Here is a 17,968-nt window from a genome sequence, read left to right on the forward strand (position 1 = left end):
GGTCACGCCGTCCGGACGGGGCCCCCGTGGCCGCCGGTCCGCCTTTTCACAAATGCACAATGTCGCCAAGTTCGCCCGTGTTCACCGCCCTTGAACGGCTGGGCACCGTTCACCTCGGGCGGTCTACTGGGTTGGTCACAGCGGGTTTGACCAACACCAGGTGTTGGGCTCACCGAGCCATGGAAGGAGAGAACATGCCTCGTCTTGCCCGATCGGACTGGTACGACCTTGCGCGGGACATGAACTGGACGCTGTCGTACGTGGAGGAAGCTGAGGCCTTCCCTGACACGATGTGCGCCAAGTTCGGCATCCCCGCCGAGAGCTGGTGGTCCTGGGACGAGCCCTACAAGATCAGCTATCGCGAGTATGTGCACAACCAGACGGCCAAGGAGGCGTCTGTCTACGCGGTGAACTCCGTGATCAGCCGTACGACGACCTACGAACAGCTCGATCCCGGCTGGAAGTCGGCCGCGCTGATCCACTTCAGTGCCGCGCCGTTCACGGAGTACATGGCGGGGTTCGGCGAGCTGCGGATGGCCCGGTTCGGGCGCGCGGCCGCATGGCGCAACCAGGCGGTGTACGGGTTCCTGGACGAGATCCGTCATGCCCAGATCCACCTCTACTTCTCGTACCAGCTGCTGGCCAAGGAACCCCGGATCGACTGGGCGAACAGGGAGCAGCACACCAACAATTGGGGCGCGATCGCGAACCGTTCCGAGATCGAAGACCTGGCCGTGGCCGCCGACGCCGTCTCGATCGGGGTGCAGCTGCCGTTCTCCTTGGAGACCGGCTTCACCAACCTGCACTTCATGAGTCTGGCCGCGGACGCGCTCAGCGTGGGAGACATCGACTTCGCGTCGTTGGTCGCCTCGGTCCAGACCGACGAGGCACGTCACGCCCAGCAGGGCGGGGCAACCATCGCGGTGCTGATGGCCAACGGCCGCAAGGACGTGGCCCAGCGCCTGGTCGACATCTCGTTCTGGCGGGGGTGGCGGCTGTTCTCGCTGCTCACCGGCGTCTCGACGGACTACTACTCGCCGCTTGAACATCGCGCGCGCTCGTTCAAAGAGTTCATGAACGAATGGATCGTCAAGCAGTTCCTCGACCAGATCCGCGAGGTCGGGCTGGAGAAGCCCTGGTACTGGGACGATCATTTCCTGCCGGAACTGGAGTGGATCCACCACGCCTACCATCTGGGCCTGTGGTACCTGCGGCCCACCCTGTGGTGGGATCCGGACGCGGGAATGTCCGCCGCCGAACGGGACTGGCTTGAGCAGAAGTACCCCGGCTGGAACGAGAGCTTCGGCAAGCCCTGGGACGTGATCACGCAGAACGTCCGGGAAGGCGCCGCCGAACGCACCGTGTCGGAGACGCTGCCCGTGATGTGCAACCTCTGCGACCTGGCGGTCCTCACCCCGATCGGCCACCTCGCCGGGCACCTGGAATCTCCGGCTCCGCTGACGGTCGAGCACAACGGCCGCAAGTACAGTTTCTGCTCCGCACCCTGCAAGTGGATCTTCGAGCAGGACCCGGAGCGCTACGCCGGACACCTCTCGCTGTCCGACCGCTTCGCGGCCGGCCAGATCCAGCCCGCGACCCTGGAGGGTGTGCTGGCCTACATGGGCATCAGCCCTGCCGAGAGCGGAAAGGACGCCACCGGCTACGCCTGGGCCGAGCCCGACCCGGCGACGGCACCCGCGGCTCTCCCCTTGCGCGTGTAGAACGCGGTGAACCGCGTTCCGTTCCCTTGAAATCCCTTGCAATCCCTTGCGTCCCCTCGGACGTACGAGCAGAGCGGAGGCACTGTGGCAGTCATGTTCGTCCGTGCGGTATTCGACGGTGACCTGATGGCCCGGCTGATCCCGGTCGACGAGGCCGACTCCCTGGCGGTCGTGGCCCGGACAGTGGCCGACCAGGCGATCGGAGTCACGGTTCCTCCCCGGGACCGGCCCATCGGCGTCTGGCACAACGACAACCTGCTGGACCAGCAGAACACCGTCCGGTCAGCGGGCATCACCCCGATGGACGTCGTGCGGGTGGCCTACGTATGAGCGATGACGTCCGCTGGGTGACGGTGCTGGCCGACAAGGAACTGCTTGAAGGCGACCTCCTGGACGTGGAGATCGACGGCCAGGCGGTACTGCTGCTGCGTCTGATCGGCGGTACCGTCAAGGCATTCCAGGCCACTTGTCCGCATCAGGGATCCCTACTGGCCGACGGCGACTGGGACACGGACAGCAACGTCCTGACCTGTCCCAGCCACCTGTGGGAATTCGATGTGCGAGACGGTCGGGGGGTCAATCCCCAGAACTGCAGACTCCGTGAATACCTCGTCCGCCTGAACGGGGACCGGCTGGACATCGCCGTTCCGGCCGGGACAGGCACGACGAGGCGCTGACGCCGCGGCCGTGGCCGCCGCCGGTGCGACCGTGGATGAGTACACGAACCAAGGGGCCGAAGTGCTGGACAACGAGCCGCATCCTGCGGCCAAGATGGTCGGACCGATCATTCGTGGGACGGATTCCGAACTCACTGATGCGATCATCGCCGCCATCGAGACAGACAACAACGACAAGAACATCCAAGTGATCGACAGGGGCGGCTACATAAGAATTCAGGCCGCATGGGAGTGCCGGCTCACCCGGGCCAGTCTCGAATACGAACTGGGCGCTCCCTACCCGCTGTCGCAGATCGAAAACGTCCTGACCGCATTCGCCGGCCGGATGAGGACCACCGATGACCAACTGACCTGGTATCTGGAGAGGCGGGAGACCGGCAGTGCACATCCGTAAGCGCCCAAAGCCGAAAGCCTGGAGCACGCTCGGTGACGTGAAGAGGAAACCGAGTGAGTACGAGGTGGTGAACGCCAGGTTCCTGCACAGCTTCCGACGTGATCCCGCCCCGTTCGAGATCTCTCCCGCCGCACCGGTGAACCAGTGGTATCTCAAATACCGGGAAGGGTCACCGTTTCAGGTGGAGGACTGGGAATCCTTCCATGACCCGCACCGCCTGACCTACCGGAAGTACGTACTCCAACAGCACGGCCGTGAGACCTACGTCGACGCGCTCATCGACGACCACGAATCCGCGGCCTCGGTGGAGAACCTTCAGCCGGAGTGGGTCCGCACCCTGGGGCAGCTAGCGGTGCCCATGCGGTTTCCGCTGCACGTACTCCAGATGACCAGCATGTACGTGTCGCAAATGGCACCCACCGCCTTCCTCGTCAACTGCGCCGGCTTCCAGGCCGGCGACGAGCTGCGCCGCGTTCAGTGGCTCGCCTACTGGACGAAGTCCCTGTCACTGGCCCACGGCGACGACCTCGCCGCCACCGCGACCACACGGGACACATGGGAGAACGATCCCGCGTGGCAGCCACTGCGACGAGCCCTGGAACAGCTCCTCACCGTCCGGGACTGGGGGGAGGCGTTCACCGCCTTGAACCTCGCCGTCAAGCCCGCCCTCGACACCATCCTCAACGGCAGCATGGCCTTGCTGGCCAAGCAGAACGGTGATGCGCTGCTCGCCGCCCTGCTCAAGGAGTTCGGGCAGGACAGCCGCCGCAGCCGGGACTGGAGCACAGCCCTGGCCCGGTACGCCATCGAGCAGCGACCGGAGTTGCGGCAGACCCTGAGTTCCTGGACGTCTGTCTGGCAACGCACCGCGACCGACGCGGTGACGGCACTGAGCGATTGCTTCGCCAAGGCACCCGTTCCCCTGTCGCACGAGGACGTCGCCGGCCATGTGTCCGCACAGCTCGACGCCGTCACGCAGGAATGCGGACTCGACACGGACGGCGGTTCGTCGGCGTGACCTCCACACGGCTCACCGCGTGCCGCGGTGGGCCGGCCCGGAGCGTGTCTGGAACAAGGGGTCAGTACCGGGTGCCGGGGCGGTCCGGGTGCACAGGGAGCAGGACGCGGAAGGCGGCGCCCTGTCCGGGTGCGGTGCGGACCTCCACATGGCCGTGGTGGGCTGTCACCAGGGAATGGACGATGGCGAGGCCGAGCCCGGCACCTCCTCCGTGCGTTCGGCCGCGGGCGTTGTCCGCGCGGTAGAAGCGGTCGAACGCGCGGGCGGCCTGATCGGGTGTCATGCCCGGCCCCTCGTCGCTCAGCTCAAGAACCGCCCGCCCGCCCCGGGTGCCGACACCGATGCGTACCGCAGTACCGGGCGGAGTGTGGGCGATGGTGTTGCCGACGAGGTTGGAGGTCACTTGGCGCAGGCGTGCCTCGTCGCCGAGGACGGGGGCGCCGCCGGGCGGGCCGCCGCCGGGGCCGGTCAGGGTCACGGGGCGCCGGGGATCGAGGGCACGCAGGTCGTGCAGGGCGTCGGCGGCCAGGGTGCGCAGGTCCATGGGGGTACGACGCAGTGGCAGGTGTGTGCCGCCGTCCGCGGCGTCCTCGTCGAGCCGTGCGAGCAGCAGCAGGTCCTCGACCAGGCGGACGAGGCGGGCCGCCTCGTGTTCGATGCGGTTCATCGCGGTGTCGACGTCGGTGCGCTCGGGCATGCCGCCCATGCGGTACAGCTCGGTGAAGCCTTTGATGCCGAACAGTGGGGTGCGCAGTTCATGGCTCGCGTCCGCGAGGAACGTGCGCATGCGCTCGTTGGTGGCGGCGCGTGCGGCGTCTCCTGCTTCGATCCGGTCCAGCATGCCGTTGAGCGCGGTGGACAGGCGGCCCAGTTCGGTGCGGGTGGAAGCCGGTCGGGGGACACGGCTGGACAGGTCGCCGTCCGCGATGGCCGCCGCGGTCGTCTCGATACGGCGCAAGGGACGCAGCCCGGCACGCACGGCGAACCATCCGATGCCTCCGAGGAGGGCGAGCACCACGAAGTCGACCACCAGCATCACCGTGCCGAGGTGCCGGATCGTCGAGCTGACCTGCGCCAGGGAACCGGCCACGACGACGCTGCCGTCCGGTGTGTGCCGGGTGGCAGCGAGGGGTTCGGCGATCACACGCCAGTCACCGCCGCCGTGCCCGGCCGTGGTCCGGAAGGGACGACCACCGTGGGCGGCGACGGCCGCCGCGGTGAGGACCGGCAGCCGCGGGGCGCTGCCGGTGGACGTGCGCAAGGTGTGCCGGACGCGGCCGTCGGCGTGCAGGTAGGCGACGTAGGTGTCGCCGGTCATCTCGCGCTGCACGGCGTCGCGTACCTGCGACGGCGCCGTGCCGCCCGGCGCCTGCGGCAGGTCGGGCAGGCGCGCCGCCACCGTGGCGGCGGTGTGCAGTCGGTTGTCCAGCTGGTGCACCAGCTGACGCTGGAGCAGGGTGACGAGCAGGGCGTTGCTGGCGAGCAGGGCGGCGACGAGCAGCAGCAGGCAGCTGGCCAGCAGACGCCCGCGCAGCGACAGCCCCCTGAGCGGGCCGCGGGTGGTTGCCGCGGTCACGGGCGGGGCCTGCGCAGTACGTAGCCGGTGCCGCGCACCGTGTGGATCAGCTTAGGCTCACCGGTGTCGATCTTGCGGCGCAGATAGCTGATGTAGGAGGCGACGATGGAGTCGTCGCCGCCGAAGTCGTAGTGCCAGACACGTTCGAGGAGCTGGACCCTGGGCAGGACCTGCCCGGCGTTCTCCATCAGCACCCGCAGCAGGCTGAACTCGGTCGGGGACAGCTGCACCGGCTGTCCGCTCCGGGTCACTTGGTGGCTGTCGGGGTCCAGCTCCAGCTCCCCCACGACCAGGCGGCCGTCCTGTCGGCGGCCGCTGGTGCGGCGCAGCACCGCCTGGATGCGCAGGATGAGTTCTTCGAGGTTGAACGGCTTGGTGACATAGTCGTCCCCGCCGGCCCTCAGGCCGCTGATGCGGTCCTCGGTCGCGTCGCGTGCGGTGAGGAACAGGATCGGCGGGTGGCCGGTTCCCCGGCCGGCATGCCGCTCGCGCACCTGACGGGCCACCTCGAAACCGTCGATGTCGGGCAGCATCACGTCCAGGACGATCAGGTCGGGGCGCCGGTCTCGGACCGCGTCCAGTGCCTGGGTGCCGGACTCGGCCGGGACCACATCGAATCCGGCCAGCCGCAGGCTCGCCGACAGCAGTTCGCGCAGGGTGGGTTCGTCCTCCACCAGCAGCAGTCGTTGTGTCGTCGTCATGCCACCTGTCCCCGACCGTCGATCGTCCGCTTCTCGGTGTCCGGGCCTGCTAGGCGTCGCGCCTGCGGAAGACGACGAACGCCGCCGCCATCAGAACGGCCACACAGCCCGCCATCACGCCGAGACCGGCCCAGGGGCCCAGCAGCGCGGGATCGTGGTAGCCGGTGATGATCTGTCCGCCGGCGATCGGCGGCCAGTACGTCGACACCCAGTCGCCGACCGCGCCGGGCAGGGCCGGTGCGAACGCCTGGACGATCAGCATCACTGCGAACAGCGTCGTCACCGTGGCCGTCGTACTGCGGATCACGGTGCCCAGAGCCAGTCCGAAGAGCCCGGCCAGCGCCAGATACAGGCCACCGCCGAAGACGCCGCGCAGCGCCGTGCCGTCGAAGAGCGAGAGGTGCGGAGCGCCCGCCCCGGCCAGCGCCCCCTGCCCGACCAGGAACCCGGCCAGCGACACCACGATGCCGGCCGGCAGCCCCACGCCCGTCAGGACCACGGCCTTGCACGCCAGAACCCGGGCCCGGTGCGGGACGGACGTCAGCGTGCTGACGATCGTGCGCGCGCCGTACTCGGAGGAGATGACCAGGCCGCCCAGCAGACCCAGGGCGATCTGCGCGAGCAGATAGCCGCGCAGGCTGGTGGCCAGAGGGTCGAACGTGGCCTGGTCGGCAGGTGTCATGCTCGCGTAGTCGGTGCCTGCGGACGAGCCGTTCAACGCGGCGAGGCCCGTGCAGAACGCCAGGGTGCCGAGGATCACATACAGCGTCGACCGCATCGTACGGATCTTGATCCATTCGGCGTGCAGGCAATGCACGAAGGTCGCCTTGCCCGCTGTCGTCTGCGGCTTCGGCGGCTTCGGCGACCTCGCGGTCTTCGGCGTCTTCGGCGTCTTCGGTCGAAGCAGTGTGGGGATGCGGCTCATCGGCTCGTCTCCTTCTCGGCCTGGTACTCCACCGCATCGCGGGTCAGATCCATGAATGCCTGCTCCAGCGAGACCTGGCGCGGTGACAACTCGTGCAGTTCGACACCGCCTGCCGCCGCCAGGGCCCCGATCTCGGCGGTTTCCAGACCGGTCACCACCAGGGTGTCGCCGCCCTCCGTGCGCACGTCCACGGCCGTGGCCAGCATCCGGCGCAACGCCTCGACCTGCGGGGTGCGCACCAGAACCGCGCGTTCGGAGTGCGCTTCGATGAAATCCTTCATCGTCGTGTCGGCGATCAGCTTTCCGCGGCCCACGACGATGAGGTGGTCGGCGGTCAGCTCCATCTCGCTCATCAGATGGCTGGACATCAGCACGGCGCGGCCCTCGGCGGCCATCCTCCGCATGAGCGTGCGGATCCACACGATGCCCTCCGGATCCAGTCCGTTGAGGGGTTCGTCGAAGACCAGCACCGGTGGATCACCCAGCAGCGCGTCCGCGATACCGAGCCGCTGGCGCATACCGAGGGAGAACGTTCCCGCCCTGCGCCGGCTCACCTTCTCCAGGCCCACCTCGGCCAGCGCCTCGTCCACCCGGCCGCGTGGGATCCCGTTGCCGGCCGCGAGCGCCAGCAGGTGGTGGTACGCGGTGCGGCTGGGCAGCACCGCGCCGGGGTCCAGCAGCGCCCCGACGGCCCTCAAAGGTGCGGGCTGCGCGGAATACGGCCGTCCGCACACGGTCGCGGTGCCCGAGCCGGCGGCGTCCAGGCCCAGGATCAGGCGCAGCGTCGTCGACTTGCCGGCGCCGTTGGGCCCCAGGAATCCGGTCACCTCCCCGGGACGGACCGCGAAGGTCAGATCGTCCACGGCGAGGACCTCGCCGTAGCGCTTGGTCAGGCCACGAACTTCGATCATCGAACTCTCCAGAACAGATGGTGGAACCGTGCGCGCGACTGCCGCGGGCACCGCTTCACCTTCGACCGCGGACGTGAGCCACATGTGCACGAACATGAATGCCGCATGGGAACGGCAAGGCCCTGACGTGCAAAAACCGCGTTGAACACGCCTCGTCCGCCCTGTGGCTCACATGAAACTCACACGCAGCGGCTGTTGCCGGGGCAAGGTGGCCCTCCCAGTGATCAGCCGGGTTGAATCCCATGTCACTCCCTCCCTGCGGCGGCCTGCCTCAAAAACTACACTAATCAGTGTGGTTTTGGGCTCCGCCGTTATGCTGGGCCCATGTCAAGGGGTGTTGCCGCAGTTCAGACCCCCGGACGCCGACGGCGGTCCGAGGGCAAGAGAGCCGCGATCTTGGACGCGGCCGAGGCGCTGTTTCTCGCCGAGGGCTACGAGCGGGCGAGCGTCGACGCCATCGCGGCACGGGCGCAGGTCTCGAAGCGGACCGTCTATGACCACTTCGGTGAGAAGGCGGCGCTCTTCCTGCGCGTGGTCGAGCGCGTCAACGACGCGTTGGTGCGTTCCGTTCGCGCCGCGATCGAGGAGGAGCTGACACCGGGCCGTGATCTGCGCGATGCCTTGACGGCGTTCGGGCGGCGGGTGGTCACACAGACCTTTCCGTCCTCGGACTACATCACCTTTCGGCGGCTGACCGCGCAGCAGTGGTCTGCTCCGCGGCTGGCCGAGGCCGTGCGCGACCAGCCCGAGCGGATGCTGGAGGAGCGTTTCGCCGTGCTGGCCGCGGACGGCGAGATCCGGGCCCCCGATCCGGTCCTCGCGGCGCGGCACTTCACCGCTTTGACGATCAGCCTCGCGCTGGACGCGCTCGATGACCGGCGCGACGTCGAGGCAGAAGAGCCGGAGACACTGACGATCATCACCGACGGGGTCGACGCCTTCCTGCGCGCCTACCGTTGAAGCGGACGCTCTGGACTCCCTCGACGGCGGCAGACTCGCGGATCGGTCGTTCGCCCGACCCGCTCGCCCTGGGCGGAGTGTCAGGCAAGGGCGGTGACGACGCGGGAAGGGCTCGGGCGGCCGAGGTGTCCGGCCATCCACCGGCTGGTGGCCGCCAGCGCGTTCAGGTCGACCCCGGTGTGGATGCCGAGTCCGCGCAGCATCCACACCAGGTCTTCCGTGGCGAGGTTGCCAGTGGCACTGCGGGCGTAGGGGCAGCCTCCGATGCCGCCGGCGGAGCTGTCGAACTCGGTGATGCCCGCCGTCAGGGCGGCGTGCACGTTGGCGAGGGCCTGGCCGTAGGTGTCGTGGAAGTGAAGGGCGGTCCGCTCCAGGGGGATGCCCGCCCCCCGTACGGTGTCGAGGAGTTCCAGGACGTGGCCGGGCGTTCCGGTACCGTTGGTGTCTCCCAGTGACAGGGATGTGCAGCCCATGTCGAGGAGCCTGCGGGCGACCGAGGCGACCGTGCGGGGCTCCACATCGCCTTCCCAGGGGTCGCCGAAGCACATCGACACATAGCCGCGTACCGGCAGGCCCACGGAACGGGCCCGGCGCACGACGGGTTCGAACATCGCCAGCACCCCCGCCATGTCCCGGGCCAGGTTGTTCTTCGCGAAGGACTCGGTCGCGCTGGCGAAGACGGCGATCTCCCGGGCGCCGGCGGACAGTGCCCGCTGAAGTCCCCGGTCGTTGGGAACGAGCACCGGGAGGCGGATGCCGTCGAGGGGTCCCACGGCGGTGAGTACGTCGTGCGCGTCGTCGAGTTGGGGTATCCACCGGGGCGAGACGAAGCTGGTGGCCTCGATGGTGGTGAGACCCGCGTCGACGAGCCGCCGGACGAACTCCACCTTGACGGCCGTGGGGACGCGGACGGCTTCGGCCTGCAGGCCGTCGCGGGGGCCGACCTCGTAGATGCGGACCCGTTCGGGCATGCCCTGTTGGGGGGCCGTGCGGGGCAATACACCGGTGGACGAAGGGATGTTGCTGTTCTCGGATGTCATGGCGTCCCCGTCAGACGGTGGGAAGGGCGAAGCGTGCGGCCACGCGGAACGCCGCGGGTTGCGCCGGGCGCCTCGCGACGGCGGACCGAAGGGCGGCGGTCCCGCGTGGATCCGTCATGCGGGAGGCTTCTCGGCGTTCCGGCGGGAGGGGAAGTCGGGCGGACGGCGCTCGGCGAACGCGGCCAGTCCTTCCCGGGCGTCCGGCGCGGTGAACGCCCGCTGCCCGTACAGTGCCTCGGAGTGGAAGGCCTGGTCCTGCGGGAGGTCCCCGAGACGCAGCACCGACTCCTTGATCGTCTCCAGGGCGGTGCCGCTGCGGGCGGTGAGCCGGTGCGCCCGGTCCATCGCCGCCTCAAGCAGCCGGTCGGCGGGCACCACGGCGTTGAGCAGGCCGTACCGCAGGGCGGTGTCGGCGGTGATCCGGTCGCCGAGCAGCATCAGCTCCATGGCCCAGACGTAGGGGATCTGGCGGGTCAGCCGGGTCAGCGTGCCGCCGGCCGGGACGACTCCGACGCCGCTTTCGGGAAGCCCGAACTCGGCCGTGTCGGCGGCGATCCGCAGGTCCGTGGAGAGCATGATCTCGAAGCCGCCCCCGAGGCAGAGCCCGTTGACCGCCGCGATGACCGGCTTGAACAAGGTGGTGTGCTTCTGGTGAGCCCTGTCCCACCGGGAGATGTCGAACCGCCCCTCGGCGAGCGCGGGGATCGATTCGGTGAGGTCGGCGCCGACGCAGAAGGCACGGTGGCCCGCGCCCGTGAGGACCGCGACGCCGACCGACTCGTCGTCGCGGACCTCGTCGAAGGCCGCCCCCAGCTCCTCGTACATCGCCAGGGTCAGCGAGTTCAGCTTCGCCGGCCGGTCGAACCGGATGAGCGCGACCGGTCCTTCACGGTCGAGGGTGATGCCACTCATCTCAGACCACCCCCGCCTCGTGCAGGGCGCGGATCTGTTCCTCGGACAGGTCCGCGAAGGCGCGCAGCAACTGGTCGGTGTGCTCGCCGACCCGGGGAGCCAGCCCCCGGGGCTGGGCCGGGGTGACGTCGAGTTTGACCGGCGAGCCGACCATGCGCAGCGGGCCGAAGCCAGGGTATTCGACGTCGACGACCATGTCCCTGGCCTGGATCTGAGGATCCGCGATGACCTCCCCGATGTCCTTGATCGCGCTGAGCGGCACGAGGTCGCCGGCGAGTTCTTCCAGTTCGAGCTTGGTCCGATCGGCGAACCACCTGTGCAGCAGCGGCCGTATCCGGCGCTCGTAGACCTCCGGTGTGAACCGCTTGGCCATCGTGTCGGTCTCTGGGTCGGCCGCCAGTTCGGGTTCGCCGAACATCTCGCAGGTGAGCCGCCAGAACTTGTCGGTGTAGCCACCGAAGAAGACGAAGCCGTCCTTGCACGGATACAGCTCGTAGGGTTTGACGAACGGATGCTCGTTGCCGAGGGGAGCCGGTGTCTTGCCCTCGACGGTGTGCGAGACGACGGCGTTCTCGGTGAGGCTGAGCACCGAGTCCTGCTGGGAGATGTCCACCAGCTGCCCCTCACCGGTGCGCTCGGCATGCCGCAGCGCGGCCAGGGTGCCGATCACGGCGTAGAGCGTGGCCGACAGGTCGCCGATGATGGTGCCGACCCGGACCGGCGGGCGGTCGGGGAAGCCGTTCATCGACCACAGACCGCCGGTGGCCTGCGCGCTGTTGTCGTACGCGGGCTTGCGCCGGTACGGGCCGGTCTGGCCGTAGCCGGAGATCGCGGTGTAGACCAGACGCGGATTGACCTTCCGCAGCTCGCGGTAGCCGACGCCCAACTTGTCCATGGTCCCGCCGCGGAAGTTCTCGACCAGGACGTCCGCGCGCCCGACGAGCGTGCGCAGCAGTTCCTTGCCCTCGGGCCGGGACAGGTCCAGGGTCATGCCGAGCTTGTTCCGGTTGTACTGGGCGAAGAACCCGCTGAACGCCTCGCCCTCGGACGACGTCAGCAGCGGGGGGAACGCGCGCGCATAGTCCGGGTCCTTCGGGTTCTCGATCTTGATGACCGTCGCTCCGAGATCCGCGAGCATCATCGAGCAGAACGGCCCGGCGACCACCCGTGTGATGTCGAGGACCACGACGCCGCGCAGCGCCCCGTGTGCGGGACCGCCCGGCAGGACGTCACCGAGGTCGAACGCACCGTTGAACTCCGTCACGCGACAACACCTCCTTCTTCGAGTACTGCGTGGAATCAGCCGGCCGTGGCGGCTTCGACCCGGATGCGTGCGTCGAGCAGGGTGCCGCAGCGCGGGCTGTAGAACTCGTCGAGGAGGACACGCTGCCCGCTGTCCCGGGGGCGTACACGGACGCCGTACTCGCCCAGTCGGTCGGCGGCCACCCGCGTGGTGATGATCGCGTCCTGCCGCCAGTCGTCCTTGGTGCTGACGAGGGCGCCGCTGGCCGGGCAGTACCAGCCGTCCGCGGCACGGCGGGGCGCGGACGCGCCGGCGGTGGCGTCGGCGGCGACCGCCGCGGCCGGCTCCCCGCCGATCCGGGCGGCGCGCATCGCCTCGCGTGCGCGCGCCGTCGCGGCGGCGTCCACGGCGCCGTCGGCGAGCACCACCCCGTAGACGGCGGAGGCCGTGCGGTCGGTGATGTACGCGTCCCGGACGTCCTTGGCGACGAGCCCCGCATCACGCAGGAGGGGGTCTCCGTACCCGCCGCCACCGGCGATCCACTGCACGAAGACGTCGCCGGCCGCCACCCGCACCGAGGACTGGTTGATGGCCAGCAGGTCCCGCACGTCGCACACGATGCTGTCGTCGGTGGGCACCGTACCCGCGGCGAGCAGGTCGGCGATGTTGGACCGGCGCAGGATCTCGTGGCCGCTGCCGCCGCCGGGAAGCCCGCCGCCGTATCCGTCGGCGACCACCTGGGCGCTGGGGGCGAACACGGTCTGGACGGCATCGGGCGCACCGTGCAGCGTCCAGGCGAACTCCAGGCCGAGTCCGCCGCGGTGGGCACCGTGCCCGGCGCTGGCGGTGTTGAGCCGCTTCCACAGGTAGAGGACGGGATAGAGCATCTCGTTCATCTCGACGTCCGGGAGCATGTTGTTGACCTGCGTCATCATCCCGGCGCAGTCCAGACCGTCGGAGTCCGGCTGGGCTCCCGCCCCCATCCCTCCGCCGTCCATGTTGAACAGCACGAAGTACTCGCCGTCGTCCGATGTGCCGGCCGAGATGCCGCCGGTCCACGAGTCGGCCCACACGCCCTGGGTGCGGCCGCGGACGGTCTCGTCGGCGCTGCCCCGGCAGGCGTCGTTCATCAGCTTGGTGACCAGCCGGCTGACGCGGGCGCCGGTCGTCAGGTGTCCGTTGCTGATCGGAGCAGGGGGCGTGGGGTTCACGATGGAGCCCGGCTCGGCGATGACCTCGAAGGCGGTCATCACGCCCTCGTTGAACGGCACGTCCCAGGCGAGGATGGGCACGACCGCCGTGGCGACGCTTCCGACGAGCGCTCCGTAGCTGCAGTTGACGAAGCCGTCGGTCTGCTCGCTGGATCCGGTGAAGTCGAACGTGATCTGCTCGCCCCGCTTGGTCATGGTGCAGGCGACCCGGTACAGCTCGTCGACGTGGCCGTTGTGCTCGGTCCACTCCTCGGCCGCGTAGGTTCCGTCGGGGATCTTCGCGACACGGTCTCGGACCACCTGCTCGGCCAGCTCGAAGCTGAGCCGGGTGTACTCGCGGAAGTCGTCGAGCCCGAACTCCTCGATCGTGGCGAGAAGCCGTTGGATCCCGGTGTTGTTGCTGGCCACCAGGCTGCGTACGTCGTTCCAGAACAGCGCGGGGACCCTGACGTTGTTCAGCAGGATGCGTCGCACCCATGCGACGGGCTCGCCCTTCTCGAAGATCTTCACTCCCGGCGGGAGCCGAAGTGCCTCGCTGTAGCAGTCGTAGGCCCCGGGGGCGAAGCCGCCCGGCGTCATGCCGCCGACGTCGACGAGGTGGGCCTGAGACTGCGCCCAGCCGATCAGCTCGTCACCGTGGAAGATCGGCGAGATCACATTGGTGTCCGGGGGGTGGCTCGCGCCGGCGGTGTGCGGATCGTTGCAGATGAAGGCGTCGCCGGGGGCAAGCGGCTCGCCCGCGATCTCCCTGACCAGATTCTGCACGGCGACGCTGCCGGAGCCGATATGGAACTGGACGTAGTCGGAGTAGGCGTAGATGCGGCCGGTCGGGTCGAACAGCGCGGTGTTGAAGTCGCCGGCCTCGGTGATCACCGGTGAGCCGGACGAGCGGATCATCGCGATGCCCATCTCCTCCACGATGGAGTCCAGACGCATACGGATGACTTCGAGGGTGACGGGGTCGAACCCGGCGGGAAGCCGGCCGGTGGCTGATTCGGTCATGTGGGTCTCCTGGATGAGGCCGTGGCGTTCAGACGGGGGTTCAGACGGTCGACTCAAGTCGGATGAGGAAGTGACCGGCGTCGGTCAGCTCCACCGTCGCGCCGGTGGGCACATAGACGGTGGTGTCGGGCTCCTCCAGCAGGCACGGTCCCTTCGCCCGCGCCAACGCGGCGAAGCCCCGGTGCACATCCACCTCGGTCCGTGCCCCGGTCGCCGGTTCGAGGACGGTGCGGCGCAGCAGTGCGTGGCTTTCCCCATCGGCGTCCGCGACCTGCCGTACCTGCTGGACGTCGCTGCGGCCGATCGCCCGCACCCGGGAGTTGACCAGCAGGATGTCGGTCTCGGTCCAGGCCGTCCCGGCCCCGAACTCGCTCTCGTAGTCGGCGATGAACCGCGCGCGCAGTTCGTCCTTGTCCGCCTCGGTGAAGGTTCCGCCCTTGAGCCGCGTGGTGACCTCGAAGATCTGGCCGACGAACTTCATGTCGGCCTCCCGGTACAGCTCCCGCCGGTCCTCGGGGATGCCCTCGGTCTCGAACCACGCCCGCGCGCGCCGTTCCAGGGCCTGGAACTCGCGGTCCAGGTCGGCGGCCGGCTGCTGCATCGTCCAGGGGCTGGTCTGCACGGCGGAGAAGACGGAATCGGCGTGCATGAGTCCGTAGGCCGAGAACACGGCGGCGTTGCGGGGGATGACGAGTTCGGTCACACCGATCTCGGCGGCGATGCTCGCGGCGAACAGCCCGCAGGCGCCGCCGAAGCCGACGAGGGTGAACTCCCGCGGGTCATGGCCGCGGTTGACGGTGATCTTGCGCAGCGCGTTCGCCATCTGGGAGGTGGCGAGGCGGTACACGCCCTCGGCCGCGGCGTCCTCGGTCAGCCCGAGGGGCTCGGCGACGTGTTCGCGCAGCGCCTCGCGAGCCAGGTCCTCGTACAGTTCGACGGTCCCGCCGAGGTAGTAGCCGGGGTTGATCAGGCCGAGCACGAGCGCGGCATCGGTGACGGCCGGGCGGGTTCCGCCCTTGCCGTAGCAGGCGGGACCGGGGGTGGAGCCCGTGCTGTGCGGACCGACCCGGAGCAGGCCACGGCCGTCCACCCAGGCGGCGCTGCCACCGCCGGCGCCGATCGTCTCGATGTCCACGACGGTCAGACTCGTCGGCAGGCCGCCGATCTCGGCCCGCGAGAGCAGCCGGAACTCGTCGTCCATGATGGCGGCGGCATCCAGGCTGGTGCCCCCCATGTCGGCGGTCAGCACCCGGCGCCTGCCCAGTTGCTGCCCGAGCAGACGGGCGCCGGTGACACCGCCGACCGGCCCGGAGTTGAACATGGAGATCGGCGCCTTGCTCGTCTCCTCGACCGACAGGAACCCGCCGTGGACCTGCATGATCTGTACACGGGCACGCAGGCCCCGGGCGCGCAGCTCCTCGGCGAGGTGGTCGAAGTGCGAGGCGACGAGTGGTTTGACCGCGGCGTCGAGCGCCGTGGTGACCATGCGCTCGTACTCGCGGTAGACCGGTGTCAGGCTGCTGGAAAGGGTGAAGGGAACATCCGGGTGGTTCTCCCGCAGGTACCGGCCGATGGCCTGCTCGTGGGCGGGGTTGCGGAACGACCACAGCAGACACACGGCGATGGCCTGCGCACCCGTGGCGAGCGCGGCGTCCACCGCGGCGGCGACGGCCTCCGCCCGCAGCGGTACGAGGACGTCACCGTGTGCATCGACGCGTTCGGCGACCTCGATGACGCGGCTGCGCTCCACGATGCCGGGCGGTGGCAGCATCTTGTGCGGGTCGCGCTCGTCGGTCCGCGCCGACCGGGCGATCCGCATCGTGTCGCGGAACCCCTGCGTCGTCAGGAGCGCCACGGTGGCGTACTTCTGCTCGTCGACCGCGTTGGTGACGATCGTGTTGCCGAGCACGAACCGGTCGACGGCCCGGTAGAACTCCGCCTCGGACAGGCCCGCGCGTTCCTGCAGCACGGACAGCGCACCCAGGATGCCGGTGGTGACGTCCTTCGTGGAGAACGCCTTCCCGCGCACCGTGCGGTCGTCGAGGACCGCGACCGCGTCGGTGAAGGTGCCACCGACATCGATACCCACATGTAGTGCCATGTTTCAGTGTCTCCCTTGGCTGAGGAAAGTGCGGGCGGCGAGGCGCGACGTCAGTGTTCGCCGCGCAGCTCGGCGAGGACTTTTTCGGCGTGGTCGGCGCGCACGACCCGGTCGGTGATCAGCCGGGCGACCACGAGCGGCAGTTCCTCGGGGGTGGCGCCGGCGGTGACGGCGATGTTGCGGGCGTGCAGCGACATGTGACCGCGCTGGATGCCCTCGGTGGCCAGGGCCCGTACCGCGGCGAGGTTCTGGGCCAGGCCGACGGCGGTGATGACTTCGCCCAGCTCACGGGCCGTGGTGACGCCGAGCAGGGCCACGGCGGCCCGTGCGACCGGGTGCACCTTGGTGGCCCCGCCGACCAGGCCGACCGCCATCGGCAGTTCCAGGGCCCCGACCAGATTGCCGTCGGAGTCCTTCTCGAAGTGCGACAGGGACGTGTATCTGCCGTACCGGCCGATCGCGTGCGAGTGGGCACCGGCTTCGACGGCGCGGGTGTCGTTGCCGGTGGCCAGCACGACCGCGCTGACACCGTTCATGATCCCCTTGTTGTGGGTGGCGGCCCGGTACGGGTCTGCCTCGGCCAGGGCGGCGGCGTGCACGATGTCGTCGACCACCTCCGGCCCGCCGAGCGTGTCGGCGTCGAACACGGCACGGGCCCGGCACAGCCGCAGGTCGGCCTTGTTGCTGAGGATCCGCAGCAGCGTGCGCCCCTGGGCGATCTCCCCGACCCGCCCGGCGATCGCCTCGGCCATGGTGTTGACGGCGTTGGCGCCCATCGCGTCGCGTACGTCCACGATCAGGTGCAGCACCACGTAGGTGTCTTCAGGAGCGTCGACCAGGTGCACGTCCACGTCGCGGACGCCGCCGCCGAACCGCAGCAGCTGAGGGTCCTGTGCGTCAGCGAGCGCGATGAGCTCGTCCCGTGCTTCGAGCAGCCGTAGCCGGGCGGTGTGCGGATCGGCGACGTCCAGGATCTGGATCTGCGCCCGCATGAGCGGTTGCGTGGTCGAGGTGGCGAATCCGCCGGTGACGCGGGCGATGCGGGCGGCGTTGGCGGCCGCGGCGATCACGGATGGCTCCTCGGTGGCCATGGGGATCAGATAGTCGCGGCCGTTGACGGTGAAGTTGGTGGCCACGCCCAGCGGGACGCCGAGGACACCGATGGCGTTCTCGACCATGTGGTCGGCCTGCTCCAGGGTGAGGCCGTGCTCGGGGTCGAGCACCTTCAGGCTCTCCGGGTCGGTCGCGGCGCTCTGCGCGATGCGGGCGCGGCGCTCGCTGATCGACAGGTCCTTCATGCCGGAAAGCCTGCTGTTGACTGCCATGGGTCCTCCTGTTTTCAGTTACGAGCCTCAAGGGGAGACAGGCCCGGCAAAAGGGGCGAGCGGCGGCATGGCGCCCGGGGCTCGGCGGTCGAGAGGCCGCCGGGTGTCGCGGCCGTGGCTCATCCGGCGGCCGGGCAGAAGCGTTCCGGCCGGCGGGAGAGCACCGGTGCCCGGCCCGGGGCGGCGGTGACGGTGCTGCCGGGCGTGGCGAGGGCGGCCCCGCATCGGCTCGTCGGTCGTCGTGGCTCCGT

General features: G+C 69.4%; 16 protein-coding genes. 6 read left to right on the forward strand and 10 right to left on the reverse strand.

Going from position 1 to position 17,968, the window contains the following annotated elements; genetic code table 11:
* Window positions 1–194 precede the first annotated feature (194 nt).
* The 5 genes from ACFYTE_RS15005 (at window position 195) to ACFYTE_RS15025 (ending at window position 3,810) form a co-directional block, all read left to right on the forward strand.
* Window positions 195–1,721 carry a YHS domain-containing protein gene (locus tag ACFYTE_RS15005; protein ID WP_388709567.1) on the forward strand — a complete coding sequence of 509 codons (1,527 nt, stop codon included), beginning with the start codon at window positions 195–197 and terminating at the stop codon, window positions 1,719–1,721.
* A gap of 93 nt (window positions 1,722–1,814) precedes the next feature.
* Window positions 1,815–2,051 carry a toluene-4-monooxygenase system B family protein gene (locus tag ACFYTE_RS15010; protein ID WP_388709568.1) on the forward strand — a complete coding sequence of 79 codons (237 nt, stop codon included), beginning with the start codon at window positions 1,815–1,817 and terminating at the stop codon, window positions 2,049–2,051.
* Window positions 2,048–2,398 (forward strand): Rieske 2Fe-2S domain-containing protein, encoded by a 351-nt coding sequence (locus tag ACFYTE_RS15015; RefSeq protein WP_388709570.1) that lies wholly within the window; start codon window positions 2,048–2,050, stop codon window positions 2,396–2,398. The genes ACFYTE_RS15010 and ACFYTE_RS15015 overlap by 4 nt, the downstream gene beginning before the upstream one ends.
* Before the next feature lie 10 nt (window positions 2,399–2,408).
* On the forward strand, window positions 2,409–2,792 hold the full coding sequence (locus ACFYTE_RS15020) for an MmoB/DmpM family protein (protein ID WP_388709572.1): 384 nt from the start codon (window positions 2,409–2,411) through the stop codon (window positions 2,790–2,792).
* 37 nt (window positions 2,793–2,829) lie between these two features.
* Entirely contained in the window at window positions 2,830–3,810 is a 981-nt protein-coding gene (locus tag ACFYTE_RS15025; RefSeq protein ID WP_388709574.1) for a toluene monooxygenase, read from the forward strand.
* Window positions 3,811–3,871: 61 nt separating this feature from the next.
* On the opposite strand, the gene ACFYTE_RS15030 is transcribed toward ACFYTE_RS15025, so the two are convergent.
* From ACFYTE_RS15030 to ACFYTE_RS15045, 4 genes are read right to left on the reverse strand one after another with little or no spacing between them, the layout of a single operon-like run.
* Window positions 3,872–5,386: a sensor histidine kinase gene (locus tag ACFYTE_RS15030; protein ID WP_388709576.1), complete on the reverse strand. Its 1,515-nt coding sequence runs from the start codon at window positions 5,384–5,386 to the stop codon at window positions 3,872–3,874.
* Window positions 5,383–6,087 (reverse strand): response regulator transcription factor, encoded by a 705-nt coding sequence (locus ACFYTE_RS15035; RefSeq protein ID WP_388709578.1) that lies wholly within the window; start codon window positions 6,085–6,087, stop codon window positions 5,383–5,385. The genes ACFYTE_RS15030 and ACFYTE_RS15035 overlap by 4 nt, the downstream gene beginning before the upstream one ends.
* A 49-nt stretch (window positions 6,088–6,136) precedes the next feature.
* Window positions 6,137–7,012 carry an ABC transporter permease gene (locus ACFYTE_RS15040; RefSeq protein WP_388709580.1) on the reverse strand — a complete coding sequence of 292 codons (876 nt, stop codon included), beginning with the start codon at window positions 7,010–7,012 and terminating at the stop codon, window positions 6,137–6,139.
* Window positions 7,009–7,923, reverse strand: coding sequence for an ABC transporter ATP-binding protein (locus tag ACFYTE_RS15045; protein ID WP_388709582.1), 915 nt, complete (start codon window positions 7,921–7,923; stop codon window positions 7,009–7,011). Before ACFYTE_RS15045 ends, ACFYTE_RS15040 begins: the two co-directional genes overlap by 4 nt.
* Before the next feature lie 396 nt (window positions 7,924–8,319).
* On the opposite strand from ACFYTE_RS15045, the gene ACFYTE_RS15050 reads away from it, so the two are divergent.
* Window positions 8,320–8,883 (forward strand): TetR/AcrR family transcriptional regulator, encoded by a 564-nt coding sequence (locus ACFYTE_RS15050; protein ID WP_388709584.1) that lies wholly within the window; start codon window positions 8,320–8,322, stop codon window positions 8,881–8,883.
* An 80-nt stretch (window positions 8,884–8,963) separates the two neighbouring features.
* On the opposite strand, the gene ACFYTE_RS15055 is transcribed toward ACFYTE_RS15050, so the two are convergent.
* The 6 genes from ACFYTE_RS15055 to ACFYTE_RS15080 form a co-directional block, all read right to left on the reverse strand.
* The gene (locus ACFYTE_RS15055; protein ID WP_388709586.1) at window positions 8,964–9,854 is read right to left on the reverse strand and encodes a hydroxymethylglutaryl-CoA lyase; all 891 of its coding nucleotides are present in this window, start codon (window positions 9,852–9,854) and stop codon (window positions 8,964–8,966) included.
* Window positions 9,855–10,037: 183 nt separating this feature from the next.
* Window positions 10,038–10,835 carry an enoyl-CoA hydratase/isomerase family protein gene (locus ACFYTE_RS15060; RefSeq protein ID WP_388709587.1) on the reverse strand — a complete coding sequence of 266 codons (798 nt, stop codon included), beginning with the start codon at window positions 10,833–10,835 and terminating at the stop codon, window positions 10,038–10,040.
* Between the two features lies 1 nt (window position 10,836).
* Window positions 10,837–12,099, reverse strand: a complete 1,263-nt coding sequence (locus ACFYTE_RS15065) for a CaiB/BaiF CoA transferase family protein (RefSeq protein ID WP_388709589.1) — start codon at window positions 12,097–12,099, stop codon at window positions 10,837–10,839.
* 35 nt (window positions 12,100–12,134) lie between these two features.
* Window positions 12,135–14,291, reverse strand: coding sequence for a hydantoinase B/oxoprolinase family protein (locus tag ACFYTE_RS15070; RefSeq protein WP_388709591.1), 2,157 nt, complete (start codon window positions 14,289–14,291; stop codon window positions 12,135–12,137).
* 40 nt (window positions 14,292–14,331) lie between these two features.
* On the reverse strand, window positions 14,332–16,392 hold the full coding sequence (locus ACFYTE_RS15075; protein ID WP_388709593.1) for a hydantoinase/oxoprolinase family protein: 2,061 nt from the start codon (window positions 16,390–16,392) through the stop codon (window positions 14,332–14,334).
* A gap of 50 nt (window positions 16,393–16,442) precedes the next feature.
* Window positions 16,443–17,717, reverse strand: coding sequence for a hydroxymethylglutaryl-CoA reductase, degradative (locus ACFYTE_RS15080; protein WP_388709595.1), 1,275 nt, complete (start codon window positions 17,715–17,717; stop codon window positions 16,443–16,445).
* Window positions 17,718–17,968: the final 251 nt, after the last annotated feature.

Source organism: Streptomyces sp. NPDC004629, from assembly GCF_042873595.1.
Taxonomy (GTDB): domain Bacteria; phylum Actinomycetota; class Actinomycetes; order Streptomycetales; family Streptomycetaceae; genus Streptomyces.

Bases quoted from the DNA above. Each gene is read 5' to 3' on its own strand.
- ACFYTE_RS15035 (WP_388709578.1), bottom strand. From the start codon at position 6,087: ATGACGACGACACAACGACTGCTGCTGGTGGAGGACGAACCCACCCTG.
- ACFYTE_RS15075 (WP_388709593.1), bottom strand. From the start codon at position 16,392: ATGGCACTACATGTGGGTATCGATGTCGGTGGCACCTTCACCGACGCG.
- ACFYTE_RS15040 (WP_388709580.1), bottom strand. From the start codon at position 7,012: ATGAGCCGCATCCCCACACTGCTTCGACCGAAGACGCCGAAGACGCCG.
- ACFYTE_RS15060 (WP_388709587.1), bottom strand. From the start codon at position 10,835: ATGAGTGGCATCACCCTCGACCGTGAAGGACCGGTCGCGCTCATCCGG.
- ACFYTE_RS15045 (WP_388709582.1), bottom strand. From the start codon at position 7,923: ATGATCGAAGTTCGTGGCCTGACCAAGCGCTACGGCGAGGTCCTCGCC.
- ACFYTE_RS15015 (WP_388709570.1), top strand. From the start codon at position 2,048: ATGAGCGATGACGTCCGCTGGGTGACGGTGCTGGCCGACAAGGAACTG.
- ACFYTE_RS15080 (WP_388709595.1), bottom strand. From the start codon at position 17,717: ATGGCAGTCAACAGCAGGCTTTCCGGCATGAAGGACCTGTCGATCAGC.
- ACFYTE_RS15055 (WP_388709586.1), bottom strand. From the start codon at position 9,854: ATGCCCGAACGGGTCCGCATCTACGAGGTCGGCCCCCGCGACGGCCTG.
- ACFYTE_RS15005 (WP_388709567.1), top strand. From the start codon at position 195: ATGCCTCGTCTTGCCCGATCGGACTGGTACGACCTTGCGCGGGACATG.
- ACFYTE_RS15010 (WP_388709568.1), top strand. From the start codon at position 1,815: ATGTTCGTCCGTGCGGTATTCGACGGTGACCTGATGGCCCGGCTGATC.
- ACFYTE_RS15070 (WP_388709591.1), bottom strand. From the start codon at position 14,291: ATGACCGAATCAGCCACCGGCCGGCTTCCCGCCGGGTTCGACCCCGTC.